Consider the following 21529-nt stretch of genomic DNA (forward strand, 5'->3'; position numbering starts at 1 on the left):
AAAGTTAGGTCGCGCGCGTCAGACGTCGCGCCGGCAGGCGAGCATATAGTTCACGCTGGTATCGTCCGACAGCGCGAAATGCTTGCTGAGAGGGTGATACACGATGCCTTTGATCTCCACCGTGCGCAGTCCAGCGGCACGTACGTAGCCCGCCAGTTCCGACGGTTTGATAAAGCGCGCGTAATCGTGCGTGCCCTTCGGCAACATGCGCGCAATGTATTCGGCGCCGATCACCGCGAACAGGTACGACTTCACATTCCGGTTGAGCGTCGAAAAGAACACCCAGCCGCCCGGTTTGACCAGCGTCATGCATGCCTCGACGACACCGGCCGGTTGCGGCACGTGTTCGAGCATTTCCATGCAGGTGACGACGTCGTATGTGCCGGGTTCGCGGGCGGCGAGCGCTTCGGCGGCGATCTCTTCGTAATCGACGGTGACGCCGCTTTCGAGGCTATGCAGATCGGCGACGCCGAGCGCTTGCGTCGACAGATCGATGCCTTTGACATTCGCGCCGCGTCCTGCCATCGATTCCGACAGAATGCCGCCGCCACATCCGATATCCAGCACCCGTTTTCCCGGCAGATGCGCATGGGCGTCGATCCAGCCGAGGCGCACGGGATTCAACTCGTGCAAGGGCTTGAATTCTGCATTCGGGTCCCACCAGCGATGAGCGAGATCGCTGAATTTTTGTAGTTCGTGGGGATCGGCGTTGGTCATGGCAAAGGCGGCCTTGATGAAGACAATGGGCGGGACGGGCAATCAAAGCCCCGAGTATATAGGCCGACGTCGCACCGGGCAAAATAGCGGCGCATCCAAAGGGTGGTATCAGCGGATGATTCGGACCCGTTTCACGCGTTGATTTGACGCGACACAATAAAAAAAGCCCCGCCGAGGCGGGGCTTTTGATTCTGCGGTAACTCGCAGCTTACTGCTTCGAAGTACCGACAACTTCGACTTCCACGCGACGATCCGGTGCGAGGCAGGCGACGAGTTGCTTGTGGTTCTTCTGGTTGCAACCGGTCGTGACCGGGTTGCGCTTGCCCTTGCCTTCCGTGTAGATGCGGTTGGCTTCGATGCCCTTGCTGACCAGGTATGCCTTGACAGCTTGTGCACGACGCAGCGACAGACGGTCGTTGTACTTGTCCGAACCGATGCGGTCGGTGTAGCCCGTCGCAACCACAACTTCCAGGTTCAGCGCGCCGATCTTCGATGCCAGATCGTCCAGCTTTTCCTTGCCAGCCGGCTTCAGGATAGCCTTGTCGAAGTCGAACAGCGCGTCAGCTTGGTACGTGACCTTTTGGCTGACGATAGCGGGCGGCGGCGTAACCGGAGCCGGCGGCGTCGGAGCTTGGGCAACCAGCGCGCCGTCGCACTTTGCGTTAGCGGTAGCCGGGGTCCAGAATGCATCGCGCCAGCAAAGCTCGTTCGTGCCGTTCATCCACACGTATTCGCCGGTGCCGTTCACCCAGTTGTCGTTCGTAGCTTGTCGCGACGCCGGCACCGATTGCGCCATAGCGGATGCAGCCATAACTGCGGTAGCTGCAATGAACGCGAGCTTTGAAAGTTTATTCATATTTCTCCTCTCGAAATTGAGATTACCGCAGGTTTACTGCGAGCTTGTTGACGAAGACAAGTCATACATTGCTCGAAGTATAACATTGGTGCGGAACAAAAGACGCGCTGTGTAGACTTCGAGCCGTGTCTAACTTTGTGCGTTGGCATTTTGCCATATCGTTCCCTTCCGACGATAAAAAAATCAAGACCCCATCCCGCCCCCTATCCAATTGTGGTGCATGAGCAACACACGGCGAGGGGCGTCAGCGGTCCGCCAGTCAAGGCTTCGCGCGAAATTTGCCCACGCATAAAACGGGCCTGACACCGCTTCTGGCACCGTTTTAAATGCGGCCTCGTGGTGCGTCCGGCGCGTCTTCAACTAATAGGTATACGTGTGACGACCCCAGGCCTCGGGCGGGGGTGTCGCACGTGTTAGAATCGCGTGATGCATTGCGCCTGCAATGCTTACGCGAGGGCGCGGCAGCATGCGCGTCCTGGCACGTAAAAGATACGGATAATGGATCAATTCGCCAAAGAGACTCTGCCAATCTCCCTAGAGGAGGAAATGCGCCGTTCGTATCTCGATTACGCGATGAGCGTGATCGTGGGGCGTGCGCTTCCCGATGTCCGCGATGGCCTGAAGCCGGTCCACCGGCGCGTGCTGTACGCGATGCACGAACTCAACAACGACTGGAACCGTGCCTACAAGAAGTCCGCTCGTATCGTCGGCGATGTGATCGGTAAATATCACCCGCACGGCGACACCGCTGTCTACGACACCATCGTCCGGATGGCGCAGAACTTCTCGCTGCGCTACATGCTGGTGGACGGTCAAGGTAACTTCGGTTCCGTCGACGGCGACAACGCCGCGGCCATGCGGTACACCGAAATCCGCATGGCGAAGATCGGTCACGAACTGCTCGCCGACATCGACAAGGAAACGGTCGACTTCCAGCCGAACTACGACGGCAGCGAAAACGAACCGGCCATTCTGCCGGCGCGGATTCCCAATCTGCTGATCAACGGTTCGTCGGGGATCGCGGTCGGGATGGCAACCAACATTCCGCCGCACAACCTGAACGAAGTTGTCGACGCTTGCCAGCATCTGCTGAAAAACCCGGAAGCGACGATCGACGAACTGATCGAGATCGTTCCGGCGCCGGATTTCCCGACCGCCGGCATCATCTACGGCGTCGCCGGCGTGCGCGATGGCTATCGCACGGGCCGCGGCCGCGTCCTGATGCGCGCGCTCACGCACTTCGAAGAGATCGACCGCGGTCAGCGCATGTCGATCATCGTCGACGAGTTGCCGTATCAGGTGAACAAGCGCTCACTCCTCGAGCGCATCGCCGAACTGGTCAACGAGAAGAAGCTCGAAGGCATTTCCGATATTCGCGACGAATCCGACAAGAGCGGCATGCGTGTCGTGATCGAGTTGAAGCGCGGTGAAGTGCCCGAAGTCATTCTTAACAATCTGTACAAAGCAACGCAGCTTCAGGACACGTTCGGCATGAACATGGTCGCGCTCGTCGACGGCCAGCCGAAGTTGTTGAACCTGAAGGAAATGCTGTCGTGCTTCCTGTCGCATCGTCGGGAAGTGCTGACGCGGCGCACGGTGTACGAACTGCGCAAGGCGCGCGAGCGCGGTCACGTGCTCGAAGGCCTCGCCGTCGCGCTCGCGAACATCGACGAATTCATCGCGATCATCAAGGCTGCGCCGACGCCGCCTATCGCGAAGCAGGAATTGATGATGCGTCCGTGGGATTCGTCGCTGGTTCGCGAGATGCTGTCGCGCGCCGAGACGGATAACGCCACGATGGGTGGTCGCGATGCGTATCGTCCGGACGGATTGAATCCGGCATTCGGTATGCAGACTGACGGCCTGTACCGTCTGTCCGACACGCAGGCGCAGGAAATCCTGCAAATGCGTTTGCAACGCCTGACGGGTCTCGAGCAAGACAAGATCATCGGCGAATATCGCGACGTGATGGCGGAAATCGCGGATCTGCTCGACATCCTCGCGCGTCCGGAGCGTATTACGGCAATCATCGTCGACGAACTGACGTCCATTCGCGCCGAATTCGGCGATGCGCGCCGCTCGAAGATCGAGCTGAACGCAACCGAGCTGAACACCGAAGACCTGATCACGCCGCAAGACATGGTCGTCACCATGTCGCATGCGGGTTACGTGAAATCGCAGCCGTTGTCCGAATATAGCGCCCAGAAGCGCGGCGGTCGCGGCAAGCAGGCCACGGCGATGAAGGAAGACGACTGGATCGACACGCTGTTCATCGCGAACACGCACGATCACATTCTGTGCTTTTCGAATCGTGGTCGCGTGTACAGCGTGAAGGTCTACGAAGTGCCGCAAGGTTCGCGGAACTCGCGCGGTCGTCCGATCGTCAACATTTTCCCGCTGCAGGACGGCGAGAAGATTACGGTTGTCTTGCCGGTGAAGGAATTCTCGGCGGATAAATTCGTGTTTATGGGCACCGCGTTAGGAACCGTAAAAAAGACGCCGCTAGAAGCCTTCAGCCGCGTGTTGCGCAAGGGTATTATTGCGGTCGGTCTGGACGACGGTGATTACCTGATTGGTGCTGCAATCACCGATGGCCAGCACGATGTGATGCTGTTCTCGGATTCGGGCAAGGCAGTTCGCTTCGATGAAAACGACGTGCGTCCGATGGGCCGCGAAGCGCGCGGCGTGCGTGGCATGCAGCTCGACGACGGTCAGAACGTCATCGCGCTGCTGGTCGCGGGCGACGAACTGCAATCGGTGCTGACGGCAACCGAAAACGGTTTCGGCAAGCGCACGCCGATCACCGAGTACACGCGCCATGGTCGCGGCACGAAGGGCATGATCGCGATCCAGACGTCCGAGCGGAACGGCAAGGTGGTCGCCGCAACGCTGGTGGATGGCGAGGGGCAGATCATGCTGATCACCGATACAGGCGTGCTGATTCGCACGCGTGTGTCGGAAATCCGCGAAATGGGGCGTGCAACCCAAGGTGTTACACTCATCAGCCTCGATGAGGGCACGAAGCTCTCCGGTCTGCAACAGGTTGCCGAGGCGGAAGCAGAAGTGGAAGGCGACGCCGAAGGTCCCGCTGACGTCGACGGAAGCGGTGAGGAAGGTGGCGCAGCCTGATCTGCATCACATCGGTTTCAGTAATTGCATGAAAGCCGCGTGGACGAGACTGGCGTATCCGGCATGACCGGAGCGCAGTCCGCGTGGCGAGCTATACGACTAATTTCTCTTTGGGAGTAATGATGCAAAAACGATTCAAACAATTGATGTTGCTGGCCGCTTTCGTGCCGACCTTCGCGATGGCTCAAGCACTTCAAGCCCAGCAACCGGCCGCTCCGGCAGCACCTGCCGCTGCAGCCCCGGTCGATCCGGCAAAGCAAGCCGCGATCAAGGACCTGCTGGATGCGATCGACGCGCAAAAGCTCGTCGGCGCAATCGGTAACAGCGCACAAATGCAAGCGAAGCAACTGGTTCCGGCAATCCTGTCCGACGCACTGTCGGAAAACAAGACGCTGAACGACAAGCAAAAGCAAGCGTCGGTTCCGGCACTGCAAAAGAACGCCGTGCCGAAGCTGGTTGACTCGGCAGGTCAGGTGTTCGCAACGGATTCGTTCCGTCAGGACGCAATGGCTGCCCAGTACGACGCTTACGCAAAGTACTACAGCACGCAGGAAATCAAGGATCTGACCACGTTCTACAAGAGCCCGACGGGCCGCAAGTTCATCCAGGTCCAGGACCAGGTTGGCCGCGACGTCGTGAACGGTCTGATGCAGAAGTACATGCCGCAATCGATCAAGGCAACGCGCGACCAGGCTGACAAGGAAGTCGCCGCAGTCAAGCCGGCCAAGTAATCGGTTCAGGCTGAGTTACCGCAATCGCGGTCAATGCACGGAGGGCGCTTCACGGTGCCCGGTGTTTGGCGGGTTGCCGGTGACAATGCGATAATGGCCGTTTGCGCACACGCGCAAACGGCCATTTTCTTTTTCGGGCGCGAATTCGCTGTTTTCTCGCTACGCGCCTGCTTCCGGGAACTCCACGATGCGTGTTTTCAATTTCTCCGCGGGACCTGCGGCAATGCCCGAAGAAGTGCTGCGCCAGGCCGCCGACGAAATGCTCGACTGGCATGGCAGCGGCATGAGCGTGATGGAGATGAGCCATCGCGGCAAAGAATTCATGTCGATTCACGAGGAAGCGCTGACCGATCTGGGCGATCTGCTCGGCATTCCGTCCACGCACCGCGCACTGTTTCTGCAAGGCGGCGGTCTCGCCGAAAACGCCATCGTGCCGATGAACCTGCTCGGCAACAAGCCGCGCGTGGACTTCGTGATCACGGGTTCGTGGTCGCAAAAGTCGTTCAAGGAAGCGCATCGCTACGGTAACGCGCACATCGCCGCGACCGGCGAAACGCCTGAAGGCTTTACGCGTGCGCCGCGCCGCGCGGAATGGCAGTTGTCGGACGATCCGGCCTACGTGCATCTGTGCACGAACGAGACCATTCACGGCGTCGAAACCTTCGAGATTCCCGATCTCGGCGACATTCCGCTGGTGGCCGACGTGTCGTCGCATATCCTGTCGCGCCCGATGGACGTCGCGCGCTACGGCGTGATGTTCGGCGGCGCGCAAAAGAATATCGGCATGGCGGGCGTCACGCTCGTGATCGTGCGCGAAGATCTGCTCGATCGCGCGATGCCCATTTGCCCGTCGGCTTTCGAATGGAAGACCGTCGCGGATAACAATTCGATGTACAACACGCCGCCAACCTATGCGATCTACGTCGCCGGGCTGGTGTTCAAGTGGTTGAAGAAGCAGGGCGGTCTTGCCGCGATGGAAGCGCGCAACGTCGAAAAGGCGCAATTGCTGTACGACGCGATCGACGCCAGCAGCTTCTACCGGAACAAGGTCGAACGCGCGTCGCGTTCGCGGATGAACATTCCGTTCTTCCTCGCCGACGAATCGCGCAACGAAGATTTCCTGGCCGGCGCAAAGGCGCGCGGGCTGGTGCAGCTGAAGGGCCACAAGTCCGTCGGCGGCATGCGGGCGTCGATTTACAACGCGGTGCCGCTCGAAGGCGTTAAAGCGCTCGTCGAGTATATGAAGGAATTCGAACAACGCAGCGCCTGAGCGTCAGCTTCAGACTGTCGGGCACGCGCTTTCCCGCACTTACCGCGCATTTTCAGGCTAGGCCGTATTCAGCATGGACGACGAACTTAATTCACGACTCAAACCTCTGCGTGAGCGCATCGATGCGCTCGACGCGCAACTCATCGCACTTCTGAATCAGCGCGCCGCCGTCGCGCTCGAAGTGGGCGAAGTGAAGAAGCATTTCAACGCGCCGGTGTTTCGTCCCGAGCGCGAGCAGCAGGTCATTGCACGTCTGCAGGATATGAGCGCCGGGCCGCTCGCCGACGATCACATCAGCGCAATCTGGCGCGAGATCATGGCGGCCAGCCGCGCGCTCGAAAAAACCATCAAGGCCGCGTTTCTTGGGCCGGTCGGGACGTATAGCGAACAGGCGATGCACGAGTACTTCGGTCGCTCGATCGAAGGGCTGCCGTGTCCGTCGATCGACGAAGTGTTCCGCTCGGTCGAGGCGGGCGCTGCCGAATTCGGCGTCGTGCCGGTCGAAAACTCCACTGAAGGCGCAGTGTCGCGCACGCTCGATCTGCTGCTCGAATCGCAACTGCTGATCGGTGGCGAACTGGCTTTGCCGATCCATCACAATCTGTTGACGCTGAACGGCGGTTTGTCGGGCGTGACGCGCGTGTGCGCGCACGCGCAGGCGCTCGCGCAGTGTCAGGGCTGGCTCGCGGCGAATGCGCCGCATCTGGAGCGCCAGGCCGTGTCGAGCAATGCGGAAGCGGCGCGTCTCGCGTCGGAAGATCCGACTGTCGCGGCCATCGCGGGCGACCGCGCGGCCACGCATTACGGCTTGCAGGTCGCGTTTGCGCTGATCCAGGACGATCCGCACAATCGCACGCGCTTCGTGATGATGGGCAAGGACCCGGTCGGCATCAGCGGTTACGACAAGACGTCGCTGATCGTGTCGGTGAAGAACGAGCCGGGCGCGGTGTTCAAGCTGCTGGAGCCGCTCGCGCGTCATGGCGTGTCGATGACGCGTTTCGAATCGCGTCCCGCGCGCGTCAGTCGATGGGAGTACTACTTCTATATCGATCTCGAGGGTCATCGCGACGAACCGGCGGTTGCCGCCGCACTCGCCGAACTCGGCCAGAAAGCCGCGTTCCTGAAGATTCTCGGCTCGTACCCGCGCGCGCGTTGATTCGCCGCCGCGCCGCCGTCGCACACATTCAATCAATCGCTGTCCGGAGAGACTCATGACTACGCCATTCGGCCCTTCCTACGTGCGCGCGATCGCGCCTTATATCGCCGGCAAACCGATTTCGGAAGTCGCGCGTGAGTTTGGTCTGGACGAAGCGGCCATCGTGAAGCTCGCGTCGAACGAAAACCCGCTTGGCATGCCGGAATCCGCGTTGCGCGCGATGACTCAGGCGGCCAGCGAACTCGGCCGTTACCCGGATTCGAACGCATTCGAACTGAAGGCGGCGCTGGCGGCACGCTACGACGTCCCGGCCGACTGGATCACGCTCGGCAACGGCAGCAACGACATTCTCGAAATCGCCGCGCACGCGCTGGTTCAAAAGGGCGAAGCGATCGTCTACGCGCAGTATTCGTTCGCGGTGTATGCGCTGGCCACGCAAGGGATCGGCGCACGCGCGATCGTCGTGCCGGCCGTCGATCACGGTCACGATCTCGACGCGATGCTTGCCGCGATCACCGACGACACGCGGTTGATGTTCGTCGCGAATCCGAATAATCCGACGGGCACGTTTATCGAAGGTCCGGCGCTCGAAGCGTTCTTGGACAAGGTGCCGCGTCACGTTGTCGTCGTGCTGGACGAGGCGTACACCGAGTATTTGCCGCAAGACAAGCGCTACGACGCGATTGGCTGGACGCGCCGTTACCCGAATCTGATGGTGTCGCGCACGTTTTCGAAGGCGTACGGTCTGGCCGGTTTGCGCGTTGGGTTTGCGATCGCGCAGCCGGAACTGACGGATCTGCTGAACCGTCTGCGTCAGCCGTTCAACGTGAACACGCTCGCGCAGGCGGCTGCGATCGCCGCGCTGAACGACGCCGAATTCCTCGAAAAGAGCGCGACGCTCAACGCGCAAGGTTATCGCCGTCTGACCGAAGCGTTCGACACACTCGGCCTTCAATATGTGCCGTCGTACGGCAACTTCGTGCTGGTGCGTGTCGGCGACGACGCGGACGCCGGCAACCGCGTGAACCTCGCGCTGCTGAAGCAGGGCGTGATCGTGCGGCCGGTCGGCAACTACGGTTTGCCGCAATGGTTGCGCATCACGATCGGCCTGCCGGCAGAAAATGAAGCGTTCATCGCCGCGCTCGAAAAGGCGCTTGCCTGATCGTGACGTGCGATCCCGGCCGGGCGTCGCGTCCGGCCGCTACGCGATGAATCCACCCCGCGCGCCGTCAGGCGCGCTTTTTCCATAACCGTCGTGGCCGCATTCTCATTTAACAAACTGGTGATTTTCGGCGTCGGGCTGATCGGCGGATCGCTTGCGCGCGGACTGCGCGAGCACGGCGATGTCGATGGCGCGCGTCAGGTGATCGGCGTCGGCCGTTCGGCCGCGTCCACCGCGCGTGCGCTCGAACTCGGCGTGATCGACGCGAGTGCGTCTTTGACCGACGACGCCGCGTTGCGTGACGCGCTGGACGGCGCGGACATCGTGCTGCTTGCCGCGCCCGTCGCGCAGACGCAGCCTTTGCTCGAACGGCTCGCGCCGTTTCTGTCGTCCGACACGATTATCACCGACGCTGGCAGTACGAAATCCGACGTCGTCGCGGCCGCGCGCGCAGCACTGGGCGAGCGGATCGTCCAGTTCGTGCCGGGCCACCCGATTGCCGGACGCGAATCGAGCGGCGTCGATGCGGCGTTGCCGGATCTGTACGTCGACCGCAACGTCGTGTTGTGCGCGTTGCCGGAAAACGCACCGGGTTCGGTCGCGCGGATCGCTGCGATGTGGCGCGCCACCGGCGCTACCGTCCGCGAAATGGATCCGGCGCAGCATGATCGCGTGTTCGCGTCGGTTAGCCATTTGCCGCACGTGTTGTCGTTCGCATTGGTCGAGCAGATTCTCAATTCGTCCGATGCCGCGCTGAAGTTTTCTTTTGCCGCCGGCGGCTTCCGCGATTTCACGCGGATTGCGGCGTCGAGTCCTGAAATGTGGCGCGATGTCTGCGTGGCCAATCGCGCCGCGCTGCTCGACGAACTGGACGCTTACACGGCGGTGCTCGCGCGTCTGCGCGCGGCCATCGAAGCCGGCGACGGCGCTGCGCTCGAAGCGGTGTTCGCCCGCTCGCGCATCGCCCGAACCGAATGGCAGACGCAACGCGGCGCGGTCAATGTGACCAACGACGCGTCGAAATAACCGACACAGGATCTCTCATGGACTACCTCGATCTCGGACCGTTCTCCCGTGCTTCCGGCACGATTCGTCTGCCCGGCTCGAAGAGCATTTCGAACCGTGTGTTGTTGCTAGCCGCGCTCGCCGAAGGCGAGACGACGATCACCAACCTGCTCGATTCCGACGACACGCGCGTGATGCTGGCCGCGCTCGAAACGCTCGGCGTGAAGCTCAACCGCGACGGCGACACCTGCGTCGTCACCGGCACGCGTGGCGCTTTCACCGCGCGTCGCGCCGATCTGTTCCTCGGCAATGCGGGCACGGCGGTGCGTCCGCTGACGGCGGCGCTGGCTGTGAACGGCGGCGACTATCGCGTGCACGGCGTGCCGCGCATGCATGAGCGGCCGATCGGCGATCTGGTCGACGGGCTGCGTCAGATCGGCGCCGTGATCGACTACGAAGCCAACGACGGCTATCCGCCGCTGCGGATTCGTCCCGCGCAGATCAACGCCGACGCGCCGATCCGCGTGCGCGGCGATGTGTCGAGCCAGTTTCTGACGTCGCTGCTGATGACGCTGCCGTTGCTGCGCACCGAAAGTGGCGCGACGACCGTGCAGGTCGACGGTGAACTGATCTCCAAGCCCTATATCGAGATCACGATCAAGCTGATGGCGCGCTTCGGCATCAACGTCGAGCGTCACGGCTGGCATCGGTTCGTCGTGCCGTCCGGGCAACGCTACCAGTCGCCGGGCAAGATCATGGTCGAAGGCGACGCGTCGTCGGCGTCTTACTTTCTGGCGGCCGGCGCGCTGGGCGGTGGACCGCTGCGCGTCGAAGGCGTCGGGCGGGAGAGCATTCAGGGCGACGTCGGTTTTGCCGACGCGCTGATCCGGATGGGCGCGAACCTGACGATGGGCGACGACTGGATCGAAGTGCGCGGTGTGGGCCACGATCACGGCAAGCTCGAACCGATCGACATGGACTTCAACCTGATTCCGGACGCGGCAATGACGATCGCCGTCGCGGCGCTGTTCGCCGACGGCACGTCCACCTTGCGCAATATCGCGAGCTGGCGCGTGAAGGAAACCGACCGGCTGGCGGCCATGGCGACCGAGTTGCGCAAGCTGGGCGCGAAGATCGAAGAGGGCGCAGATTACCTGGTCGTCACGCCGCCGTCGCAACTGACGCCGCCGGCCGATCTGATCCCGAACGCCGCAATCGATACCTACGACGATCACCGGATGGCGATGTGTTTCTCGCTGGTGAGCCTGCTCGGCGTGCCGGTGCGCATCAACGACCCGAAGTGCGTGGCAAAGACTTTCCCCGACTATTTCGAGCGCTTTCTGGCGCTTGCCCAACCCTGACTCCGACGACCGACGTGCGACTCCCTAGATGAAACCGACCCGTCCCTTTCACCAGACGCCCGTCATTACGATCGACGGCCCGACCGCTTCCGGCAAGGGAACGGTGGCCGCGCTGGTCGCCGCTGAACTTGGCTTCCACCTGCTGGACAGCGGCGCGCTTTACCGGCTCGCGGCGCTGGCAAGCCTGCGCTACAGCATCGAATCCGACGACGCCGACGCGCTTGCCAAGCTGGTCGGCGATCTCCACATCACGTTCCGCGAAGGTCTCGCGCAACTCGACGGCGTCGATGTATCCGCTGAAATCCGCAAGGAAGAGATCGGCAATCGCGCGTCCGCGATTGCGGTTCATGCGCCCGTGCGCGCCGCGCTGGTGGCGCGCCAGCGGGCGTTTCGCAAGGAGCCGGGCCTCGTCGCCGACGGCCGCGACATGGGCACGGTGATCTTCCAGGATGCCCCGCTGAAGGTGTTTCTGACGGCAAGCGTGGAGGCCCGCGCGGCCAGACGGCATAAGCAATTGATCCAAAAAGGATTTTCTGCTAATATTGATAACTTGCTCCGGGATTTGCGTGAGCGCGATGCGCGAGACAGTCAGCGCGCAGCCGCGCCGCTCAAGCCTGCAGCGGATGCGCAGCTGCTGGATACTTCGGCGTTATCGGTCGACCAGGCGGTCGAACAGGTGATCAAGTGGTTCCGGGTAGTGACGCCGCGCAGTGTCAGTTGAGCGTGTGGCGGCATCCCAGGTAATACGTAGTTCAGGCAGTCGTAGTCGTGTAGGTGCTCCGTGTAACGCGTGGAGCGTGTTTTAACCCCTTAACCCCGCTTGGCGTTCGCACTCTAGCCGTACTGGCTCACCGTTCAGGTAAGCCCGGCATCGCGAAGACCATGCAAATTCTGATTTTTATGTCCGACCTGCAAACCTCCAACCCGAATACCGAATCTTTTGCGGCTCTGTTCGAAGAGTCGCTGACCAAGCAAGACATGCGCGCCGGCGAAGTGATTTCCGCCGAAGTCGTGCGTGTTGACCACAACTTCGTGGTCGTCAACGCTGGTCTCAAGTCCGAAGCCTACATCCCCCTCGAAGAATTCCTGAACGACGCGGGTGAAGTGGAAGTGCAGGCGGGCGACTTCGTTTCGGTCGCGATCGACGCACTCGAAAACGGCTACGGCGACACCATCCTGTCGCGCGACAAGGCGAAGCGTCTGGCTTCGTGGCTGTCGCTGGAAAAAGCGCTCGACAACAACGAACTCGTGACCGGCACGATCACGGGCAAGGTCAAGGGCGGCATGACCGTGATGGTCAACGGCATCCGCGCGTTCCTGCCGGGTTCGCTGGTCGACACGCGTCCGGTCAAGGACACGACCCCGTACGAAGGCAAGACGCTGGAGTTCCGCGTTATCAAGCTCGACCGCAAGCGTAACAACGTCGTGCTGTCGCGCCGCGCTGTGATCGAAGCGACCCAAGGCGAAGAGCGCGCAAAGCTGCTCGAAACGCTGAAGGAAGGCGCGATCGTGGAAGGCGTGGTGAAGAACATCACCGACTACGGCGCGTTCGTGGACCTCGGCGGTATCGACGGCCTGCTGCACATCACCGACATCGCATGGCGTCGTGTGCGTCACCCGAGCGAAGTTCTGTCGGTTGGCCAGGAAGTTACCGCGAAGATCCTCAAGTTCGACCAAGAGAAGAACCGCGTTTCGCTGGGTATCAAGCAACTGGGCGACGATCCGTGGGAAGGCATTTCCCGCCGTTACCCGTCGGGCACGCGCCTGTTCGGTAAGGTTACGAACATCACCGACTACGGCGCATTCGTCGAAGTGGAATCGGGCATCGAAGGCCTGGTTCACGTGTCGGAAATGGACTGGACGAACAAGAACGTTGCACCGTCGAAGGTTGTTCAGCTGGGCGACGAAGTCGAAGTCATGGTTCTCGAGATCGACGAAGACCGCCGTCGTATCAGCCTCGGCATGAAGCAATGCAAGCCGAACCCGTGGGATGACTTCAGCCGCAACTTCAAGAAGGGCGACAAGCTGCAAGGCGCAATCAAGTCGATCACCGACTTCGGCGTCTTCATCGGTCTGCCGGGCGGCATCGACGGTCTGGTTCACCTGTCGGACCTGTCGTGGAGCGAAACGGGCGAAGAAGCAGTCCGCAAGTACAAGAAGGGCGACGAAGTGGAAGCGATTGTTCTCGGCATCGACGTCGAGAAGGAACGCATTTCGCTGGGCATCAAGCAGCTCGAAGGCGACCCGTTCAGCAACTTCGTTGCAATGAACGACAAGGGTTCGATCGTCGACGGCGTGGTCAAGTCGGTGGACGCAAAGGGTGCAGTGGTTCAGCTGTCGGCAGAAGTCGAAGGCTACCTGCGCGCTTCGGAAATCGCACAAGACCGCGTGGAAGATGCACGCAACGTGCTGAAGGACGGCGACAAGGTCAACGCGATGATCATCAACATCGATCGCAAGTCGCGTGGTATCAACCTGTCGATCAAGGCTAAGGATTCGGCTGAACAACAGGAAGCGATTCGCGGCTTGGCAGCTGATACGAGCTCGGCCGCAACCGGCACGACGAACCTCGGCGCGCTGCTGAAGGCCAAGCTCGACGGCCAGAATCAGTAAGCCTTAAGAGGTCTGCTGCAGTATGACCAAATCGGAATTGGTCGCCCAGCTGGCTACGCGATTTCCGCAGCTTGTACTTAAAGATGCGGATTTCGCGGTGAAGACGATGCTCGATGCGATGTCCGAGGCACTTGCCAAGGGCCATCGCATTGAAATTCGCGGCTTCGGCAGCTTCGGCCTGAATCGTCGTCCTTCCCGCGTCGGGCGTAATCCGAAGTCGGGTGAGAAGGTGTTGGTACCTGAGAAGTACGTACCGCACTTCAAGCCTGGCAAGGAACTGCGCGAACGGGTCGATCAACGTTCGGGCGAGCCGCTGAAAGACGAACAGCCGGACGACGATCTGTAAATCGGCACTGTGACGTTTCGCAGTGTTGTTGTTGATCGTCAGCGGCCAAAGCCAGACGGCAAAGACCAGAAAAAGCGCCTACGGGCGCTTTTTTTTCGTCTGTCGATCGTGATTTTGGGGGCGCGTGCGGCGCGGTCCGCAGATTGCTCGATGTTACGGAACGTGCGTTCGCATAAACTCCTGTAAGCCGCCGGTTCATGCGTCAGCCCGTGTGTTGCTGCCCACCGTCGAGGCCTTCCTTTACAATACGGGTCACTTCGGCGCGGGCAACACCGTGGCGCGACGCGTCATCAAGCCGGCGTCACCCCGCAACTGCCGTCAAGAGACCTATTCATGAAATTTATCGTCTGGTTGATCCGCGTGCTGGTGTTCGTGCTGCTGTTGGTGCTCGCACTGTCCAATACGCAAACCGCTACGCTGAATTTCCTCGCCGGCTACGCGTGGTCGGCACCGCTGATTCTGATCGGCCTGGCGTTCTTCGTCGTTGGCTTGCTGGCCGGACTGATTTCGTCGATGCCGGCGTCGGTTCGGCTGCGCCTCGAAAACGGCCGTCTGAAGCGCGAATTGCGTGTCGCGCGTGAAGCGCCGACCGTCGTCGAGCCGCAACCGCCGATGCCGCCGCTGATCTAGCCATTCCTCCGCCGCGTGCGCCGCACGCGGCTTTCGCTTCTGCATTCCCGACCAATCGCATGGATCTAGACTTCTGGTGGCTGCTCATCGTACCCGTCGCTTTCGCGCTCGGCTGGATGGCCGCGCGTTACGACCTCAAGACGCTGTTGTCCGAGAGCGCCAATCTGCCGCGTTCGTATTTCCGCGGCCTTAACTTTCTGCTCAACGAGCAACCCGATCAGGCAATCGACGCGTTTATCGAAGTTGTCAAACTCGATCCGGAAACGGTCGAGTTGCACTTCGCGCTCGGCAATCTGTTTCGCCGTCGCGGCGAGACCGACCGCGCGATCCGCGTCCATCAGAATCTGCTGAGCCGCGTGGACCTGCCGGTCACCGAGCGCGATCACGCGATGTACGAACTCGGCCAGGATTTCCTGAAGGCGGGTCTGCTGGATCGCGCGGAAGAAACCTTCCGGTCGCTCGAAGCGGGCGACTACGCGCTCGGCGCGCAGCGCGCACTGCTGACGATCTACGGCATCGAGAAAGACTGGGTGAAGTCGATCGAAATCGCGCGTCATCTGGAAACGATGGGCGCGGATTCGCTGGCGAAGGAAATCGCGCAATTCCACTGCGAACTCGCGCAGGAAGCGCTACAACAGAAGAAGCCCGACGACGCGCGCAACCAGTTGAATCTCGCGTTGAAGGCCAATCCGCAAAGCGTGCGCGCGACGATCCTGTTTGGCGACGTCGATGCGGCGGGCGGCGAGCAGCAGGCGGCGATCACGCAGTGGCAGCGCGTCGAGGAACAGAACGCCGCGTATCTGCCTCTGGTTGCCGAAAAGCTGATGAAAGCGTACGACGCGACCGGCAATCCGCAAGCGGGTGCCGATCTGCTGACCACGTGGGTGGACCGTTATCCGTCGAACGATCTGCTGGATGTCGCATATCAGCACGTCGCGACGTTGCGCGGTCCCGAGGCGGCGCACACGCTGGCGCGCACGCAGATGCAGAAGTCGCCGAATCTCGCCGGCATGACGCGTTTGCTCGAAGCGCAGCAGGCAACGGCTGAAGAACCGCGTCGCAGCGAACTGGAACTGATGCGTACGCTGCTGCGGCAGCGCACCAAAAATTTGCCACGTTATACATGCCAGAATTGCGGTTTCCGGGCGCGTCTCTTCTACTGGCAATGCCCGGGCTGTAGCGGCTGGGAAACTTACGCACCGCGCCGGGTCGAACCGATCACGGCGTCGAACTGAACGCGCGGCGCCCGCACGGCCGCAACCGGCCTCGTCGCACGCGGGCCGCAGCGTGCGGCTGATGTAACCCGGCCAACGGGTCCGGCGAAACGCCGGGCCTGAGACGGCAAAGGGCAAAAGACCACAAGCGGAACAAGCGGCCCAGGCTGCGCACTCCGCGCCGGGGCGTCACGAAACCGCACTGAATCAACCGGACAGACGACCGGAACCTTTACCGGAACGCGTATGAAAATCACCATTATCGGCACGGGCTATGTCGGCCTCGTCACAGGCGCGTGCCTCGCCGAAATCGGCCACGACGTCTTTTGCCTCGACGTCGATCCGCGCAAGATCGAAACCCTCAACAATGGCGGCGTGCCGATCCACGAGCCGGGTTTGCTCGAGATCATCAAGCGCACGCGCGCAGCCGGCCGCATCACGTTTTCGACGGATATCCAGGCCAGCGTCGCGCACGGCGACGTGCAGTTCATCGCGGTCGGCACGCCGCCCGACGAAGACGGCTCCGCCGACTTGCAGTACGTGCTCGAGGCCGCGCGCAATATCGGCCGCACGTTATGCAAACGGCTTCAAGGTGATCGTCGATAAATCGACGGTGCCGGTCGGCACTGCGCAGCGTGTGCGCGCCGTGGTCGAAGAAGAGCTCGCGAAGCGCGGTCTGTCGGACAGCGAGCAACATCGCTTCTCGGTCGTGTCGAATCCCGAGTTTCTGAAAGAAGGCGCGGCCGTCGACGATTTCATGCGTCCAGACCGGATCGTGATCGGCAGCGACGAAGACGCATCCGGCCAGAAAGCGCGCGAACTGATGAAGCGCCTGTACATGCCGTTCAATCGCAATCACGAACGCACGATGTACATGGATGTGCGTTCGGCGGAATTCACGAAATACGCGGCCAACGCGATGCTCGCCACGCGAATTTCGTTCATGAACGAAATGGCGAATCTGGCGGATCGCGTCGGCGCGGACATCGAAGCGGTGCGTCGCGGCATCGGTTCCGACCCGCGTATCGGCTATCACTTCCTGTATGCGGGTTGCGGTTATGGCGGCTCCTGCTTCCCGAAGGACGTGCAGGCGCTGATCCGCACGGCGAGCGAGATCGGCCAGAATCTGCGCATCCTCGAAGCCGTCGAAGAAGTGAACTACCAGCAGAAGGAAACGCTGGTGCGCAAGATCACCGGGCAGCTCGGCGACGATCTGACCGGCCGCACGTTCGCCGTGTGGGGCCTTGCGTTCAAGCCGAATACCGACGACATGCGCGAAGCGCCGAGCCGTCGCGTGATCGCCGATCTGCTGGCGCGCGGCGCGACCGTGCGCGCCTATGATCCGGTTGCGGTGACGGAAGCGCGTCGCGTGTTCGCGCTCGATCTGCACGACGCGCCGGAACATCTCGCCCGCCTGCATTTCGCCGCCACGCAGGACGAGACGCTGACGGGCGCGGACGCGCTCGTGATCGTCACGGAATGGAAAGAATTCAAGAGCCCTGACTTCATGCATCTGAAGTCGGTGCTGAAAACGCCGCTGATTTTCGACGGCCGCAATCTGTACGAACCGGACGCGATGACCGAACTCGGCATTGACTATCACTCGATCGGACGCCCTTATGCACGACCTTCCGCAAACTCCGACCGCGCCTGAGCGCACGCCAATCGGCGCCACGCCGGTACCTGAAACCGGCGTCGTGCCGCGCACGCAACTGGGCGGCGCACGTGTGCTGGTGGTCGGCGACGTAATGCTCGACCGTTACTGGTTCGGCGACGTCAATCGTATATCGCCGGAAGCGCCGGTGCCCGTGGTCCATGTGCAACGCCAGGAAGATCGGCTCGGCGGCGCGTCGAACGTGGCGCGCAACGCCGTCGCGCTCGGTGCGCAAGCCGGTTTGCTATGCGTGATCGGCCACGACGAACCGGGCGAACGCATCATCCAGTTGCTCGGCGACAGCGGCGTCACGCCGTTCATCGAACGCGATCCGGCGTTGCTGACCACCATCAAGCTGCGCGTGCTGTCGCGTCAGCAACAGTTGCTGCGCGTCGATTTCGAGAATCTGCCCGCGCACGAAGTGCTGCTCGCGGGTCTCGCGCGCTTCGACGACCTGCTGCCGTCGCACGACGTGATCCTGATGTCGGATTACGCGAAGGGCGGCCTCACGCACGTGACGAAGATGATCGCGAATGCGCGCGCGGCGGGCAAACCGGTGCTGGTCGATCCGAAGGGCGACGACTGGGAACGCTATCGCGGCGCGACGCTCATCACGCCGAATCGCGCGGAATTGCGCGAAGTGGTCGGGCAGTGGAAGTCGGAAGAAGACCTGCACGCGCGCGTATCGAAGCTGCGCACCGATCTGCAATTCGATGCGTTGCTGCTGACGCGCTCGGAAGAGGGCATGACGCTGTTTTCGAACGACGGCACGTGGCACGCATCGGCGCAGGCGCGCGAGGTGTACGACGTGTCGGGCGCGGGCGACACCGTGATCGCGACGCTGGCCGTCATGCTCGGCGCGGGTTTGCCGCTGATCGACGCGGTCGCGCTGGCCAATCGTGCGGCCGGGATCGTGGTCGGCAAGCTCGGCACCGCCACGGTCGATTACGACGAACTTTTCGCCTGATGCCGGGCGCATGCGCAACGCACACGCTCCACGCTGAACTCACACTGACAGAACCTTCATCATGACTCTGATCGTCACCGGCGCGGCCGGCTTCATCGGTAGCAATCTCGTCAAGGCGCTCAACGAGCGCGGCGAGCAACGCATCATCGCCGTCGACAACCTGACGCGCGCGGACAAGTTCAAGAATCTGGTCGATTGCGAGATCGACGATTACCTCGACAAGACCGAGTTCGTCGAGCGCTTTGCGCGCGGCGATTTCGGCAAGGTGCGCGCGGTGTTCCACGAAGGCGCCTGTTCGGACACGATGGAAACCGACGGCCGCTACATGATGGACAACAACTTCCGCTACAGCCGCGCGGTGCTCGATACGTGTCAGGCGAACGGCACGCAGTTTCTGTACGCGTCGTCGGCGGCGACGTATGGCGGTTCGACGCGCTTCGTCGAAGAACGTGAGGTCGAAGCGCCGCTGAACGTGTACGGCTATTCGAAGTTCCTGTTCGATCAGGTGATCCGCCGCGTGTTGCCGGACGCGAAGAGCCAGATTGCCGGCTTCCGCTACTTCAACGTGTACGGGCCGCGCGAGACGCATAAGGCGCGGATGGCGTCGGTGGCGTTCCACAACTTCAACCAGTTCCGCGCGGAAGGCAAGGTCAAGCTGTTCGGCGAGTACAACGGGTATGCGGCCGGCGAGCAGACGCGCGACTTCGTGTCGGTCGAAGACGTCGTGAAGGTCAATCTGTTCTTCTTCGATCATCCGGAGAAGTCGGGCATTTTCAATCTGGGCAGCGGTCGCGCGCAGCCGTTCAACGATATCGCCAGCACGGTCGTCAACACGCTGCGCGCGTTGAAGGGCGACGCGCCGCTGTCGCTCGCCGAGCAGGTGCAAAGCGGACTGATCGAATACGTGCCGTTCCCCGACGCGTTGCGCGGCAAGTACCAGTGCTTCACGCAAGCCGACCAGACGAAGCTGCGTTCGGCCGGCTACGATGCGCCGTTCCTGACCGTCCAGGAAGGCGTCGATCGTTACGTGCGTTGGCTATCTGGCCAGGTGTAATTCGTTCGTAAGCGTCTTTACACTGGGATCTCCCGGTCGGTGATCGTCACCGTCCGGTAGCTCAACGGAGATCCCACATGATTCGAAAAATTCTCGTTACCGCGGCCATGCTGGCCGCGTTCGGCCACGCGTACGCGGCGGTCGATGTCAACACGGCCAACGAAGGCGCACTGCGGGGCATCAAGGGTATCGGCCCGGCGAAAGCCAAGGCGATTCTCGACGAGCGCGGCGCGCACGGTCCATTCAAGGATCCGGCGGATCTCGGCAAACGCGTCAAGGGCATGGGCGGGCATACCGTCGAGCGCTTGCAGGCGGAAGGTCTCGCTGTCGGTCCGGCTGGCGCTGCTGCTGGTGCGCCGGCTAAATCCGCGGCAGCCGCGTCGCCCGCTCAGGCAGGCGCGTCCAGAGCGGCGTCGCCCGCGCCCAAAAACGCCAGCGTGGCGGTCAACCGGTAGTGCCTTTATGGGCAGCGTCGCGCAGGGCGTCGTGCCCCGGCATGCCGCGCTGCCCGCGTGTGATCCAGTTTCTTCAGGTCGGAGCGATCTGTCCGGTGCTCCTTCAGCCGTCATGTGAGTGAATGGCTCCCGCGGCCGCTCGTCCGCGGGCTTTTTGGGTCCGAAAAACATCGCAACGGCGAGTCTGCCCAATGGCGTACGCGGAGACGCGCGGCAGCCGTGCGCGGCGTGGTTTAGAATCGTTGGATTGAGACTTCCGCGCAGCCGCTTTACTGAATCCTTATGGCCTATAAAACGATTGAAGACACGATCGGCAATACGCCGCTCATCCAGATGGTCCGCTTGCCCGACGACGAAATCCGCGCGCGCAACAACGTGATTCTCGGCAAGCTCGAGGGCAATAATCCGGCGGGTTCGGTGAAAGACCGTCCGGCGCTGTCGATGATCCGCAAGGCTGAAGCGCGCGGCCGCATCAAGCCGGGCGATACGCTGATCGAAGCGACCAGCGGCAACACCGGCATTGCGCTGGCGATGGTCGCGGCCATTCGCGGCTACAAGATGGTGCTGATCATGCCGGAAGACCTGTCGGTCGAGCGCCGGCAGAGCATGGCGGCATACGGCGCGCAGATCGTGTTGACGCCGGTCACGGGCGGCATGGAATACGCGCGCGATCTCGCCGAGCAGATGCAGCGCGAAGGCAAGGGCGTGATCCTCGATCAGTTCGCGAATCCCGACAACCTCGCGGCGCACGTCGAAACCACCGGTCCGGAAATCTGGCGCGATACCGAAGGCCGCATCACCCATTTCGTATCGGCGATGGGCACGACGGGCACGATCATGGGCACGTCCACGTATCTGAAGGAAATGAATCCGGCCATCGAGATCATCGGTGCGCAACCGGAAGAGGGCTCGCGCATTCCGGGTATCCGCAAATGGCCGGAAGCGTATATGCCGAAGATTTTCGATCGCAGCCGAGTGGATCGTGTCGAGAGCGTGAGCCAGGCCGCGTCGGAAGCGATGGTGCGGCGGATGGCATCGGTGGAAGGCGTGTTCGCGGGTATTTCGTCGGGCGGCGCGTGTGAAGTGGCGATGCGTATCGCGCGCCAGGTCGAGAACGCGACCATCGTGTTTATCGTCTGCGATCGCGGCGACCGCTATCTGTCGACGGGCGTGTTCCCGGCTTGAGCCGCGCGGAAATGGCCGGTCGCG

At 61.9% G+C, this 21529-nt stretch carries 18 protein-coding genes and 1 pseudogene; 17 read left to right on the forward strand and 2 right to left on the reverse strand.

The features are described 5' to 3' along the window. Positions 1 to 18 precede the first annotated feature (18 nt). The gene (gene ubiG, locus PW947_RS24560) at positions 19 to 717 is read right to left on the reverse strand and encodes a bifunctional 2-polyprenyl-6-hydroxyphenol methylase/3-demethylubiquinol 3-O-methyltransferase UbiG (RefSeq protein WP_299634998.1); all 699 of its coding nucleotides are present in this window, start codon (positions 715 to 717) and stop codon (positions 19 to 21) included. A 208-nt stretch (positions 718 to 925) separates the two neighbouring features. After that, positions 926 to 1573 carry an outer membrane protein OmpA gene (gene ompA / locus PW947_RS24565; RefSeq protein ID WP_299634999.1) on the reverse strand — a complete coding sequence of 216 codons (648 nt, stop codon included), beginning with the start codon at positions 1571 to 1573 and terminating at the stop codon, positions 926 to 928. A 498-nt stretch (positions 1574 to 2071) separates the two neighbouring features. Here ompA and gyrA point away from each other — a divergent pair, with 498 nt between their 5' ends. The 17 genes and pseudogenes from gyrA to cysM all read left to right on the forward strand — a co-directional run bounded on the left by gyrA (position 2072) and on the right by cysM (position 21505). Continuing rightward, entirely contained in the window at positions 2072 to 4702 is a 2631-nt protein-coding gene (gyrA, locus tag PW947_RS24570) for a DNA gyrase subunit A (RefSeq protein ID WP_299635000.1), read from the forward strand. A gap of 122 nt (positions 4703 to 4824) precedes the next feature. Beyond that, on the forward strand, positions 4825 to 5433 hold the full coding sequence (locus PW947_RS24575) for a DUF2059 domain-containing protein (RefSeq protein ID WP_299635001.1): 609 nt from the start codon (positions 4825 to 4827) through the stop codon (positions 5431 to 5433). A gap of 187 nt (positions 5434 to 5620) precedes the next feature. Further along, positions 5621 to 6703 carry a 3-phosphoserine/phosphohydroxythreonine transaminase gene (gene serC / locus PW947_RS24580; RefSeq protein ID WP_299635002.1) on the forward strand — a complete coding sequence of 361 codons (1083 nt, stop codon included), beginning with the start codon at positions 5621 to 5623 and terminating at the stop codon, positions 6701 to 6703. Between the two features lie 73 nt (positions 6704 to 6776). After that, a complete protein-coding gene (pheA, locus tag PW947_RS24585) occupies positions 6777 to 7859 on the forward strand; it encodes a prephenate dehydratase (protein WP_299635003.1) in 1083 nt (360 codons plus the stop codon). A gap of 55 nt (positions 7860 to 7914) precedes the next feature. Next, positions 7915 to 9021 carry a histidinol-phosphate transaminase gene (gene hisC, locus PW947_RS24590; protein ID WP_299635004.1) on the forward strand — a complete coding sequence of 369 codons (1107 nt, stop codon included), beginning with the start codon at positions 7915 to 7917 and terminating at the stop codon, positions 9019 to 9021. 84 nt (positions 9022 to 9105) lie between these two features. Next, positions 9106 to 10047, forward strand: a complete 942-nt coding sequence (locus tag PW947_RS24595; protein WP_299635989.1) for a prephenate dehydrogenase/arogenate dehydrogenase family protein — start codon at positions 9106 to 9108, stop codon at positions 10045 to 10047. A gap of 17 nt (positions 10048 to 10064) precedes the next feature. Continuing rightward, entirely contained in the window at positions 10065 to 11387 is a 1323-nt protein-coding gene (gene aroA / locus PW947_RS24600; protein WP_299635005.1) for a 3-phosphoshikimate 1-carboxyvinyltransferase, read from the forward strand. Between the two features lie 28 nt (positions 11388 to 11415). Next, positions 11416 to 12108, forward strand: coding sequence for a (d)CMP kinase (gene cmk / locus PW947_RS24605; RefSeq protein WP_299635006.1), 693 nt, complete (start codon positions 11416 to 11418; stop codon positions 12106 to 12108). Positions 12109 to 12269: 161 nt separating this feature from the next. After that, on the forward strand, positions 12270 to 14000 hold the full coding sequence (gene rpsA / locus PW947_RS24610; protein ID WP_299635007.1) for a 30S ribosomal protein S1: 1731 nt from the start codon (positions 12270 to 12272) through the stop codon (positions 13998 to 14000). A gap of 22 nt (positions 14001 to 14022) precedes the next feature. Beyond that, on the forward strand, positions 14023 to 14346 hold the full coding sequence (locus PW947_RS24615; protein WP_299635009.1) for an integration host factor subunit beta: 324 nt from the start codon (positions 14023 to 14025) through the stop codon (positions 14344 to 14346). Between the two features lie 333 nt (positions 14347 to 14679). Then, a complete protein-coding gene (locus PW947_RS24620) occupies positions 14680 to 14976 on the forward strand; it encodes a lipopolysaccharide assembly LapA domain-containing protein (RefSeq protein ID WP_299635010.1) in 297 nt (98 codons plus the stop codon). A gap of 59 nt (positions 14977 to 15035) precedes the next feature. Continuing rightward, positions 15036 to 16211 carry a lipopolysaccharide assembly protein LapB gene (gene lapB, locus PW947_RS24625; protein WP_299635011.1) on the forward strand — a complete coding sequence of 392 codons (1176 nt, stop codon included), beginning with the start codon at positions 15036 to 15038 and terminating at the stop codon, positions 16209 to 16211. Between the two features lie 225 nt (positions 16212 to 16436). After that, a pseudogene (locus tag PW947_RS24630) lies at positions 16437 to 17844 on the forward strand (UDP-glucose/GDP-mannose dehydrogenase family protein). Next, the gene (rfaE1, locus tag PW947_RS24635) at positions 17810 to 18811 is read left to right on the forward strand and encodes a D-glycero-beta-D-manno-heptose-7-phosphate kinase (RefSeq protein WP_299635012.1); all 1002 of its coding nucleotides are present in this window, start codon (positions 17810 to 17812) and stop codon (positions 18809 to 18811) included. The pseudogene PW947_RS24630 and the gene rfaE1 overlap by 35 nt, the downstream one beginning before the upstream one ends. Positions 18812 to 18872: 61 nt before the next feature. After that, complete coding sequence (gene rfaD / locus PW947_RS24640; protein ID WP_299635013.1) at positions 18873 to 19865, forward strand: ADP-glyceromanno-heptose 6-epimerase; 993 nt, start codon at positions 18873 to 18875, stop codon at positions 19863 to 19865. Positions 19866 to 19942: 77 nt separating this feature from the next. After that, positions 19943 to 20320, forward strand: a complete 378-nt coding sequence (locus tag PW947_RS24645) for a helix-hairpin-helix domain-containing protein (RefSeq protein WP_299635014.1) — start codon at positions 19943 to 19945, stop codon at positions 20318 to 20320. Positions 20321 to 20602: 282 nt separating this feature from the next. Beyond that, a complete protein-coding gene (gene cysM, locus PW947_RS24650; RefSeq protein WP_299635015.1) occupies positions 20603 to 21505 on the forward strand; it encodes a cysteine synthase CysM in 903 nt (300 codons plus the stop codon). The last annotated feature ends 24 nt before the right edge of the window (positions 21506 to 21529 follow it).

Source organism: Paraburkholderia sp. (assembly GCF_028283785.1).
Taxonomy (GTDB): Bacteria; Pseudomonadota; Gammaproteobacteria; order Burkholderiales; family Burkholderiaceae; genus Paraburkholderia.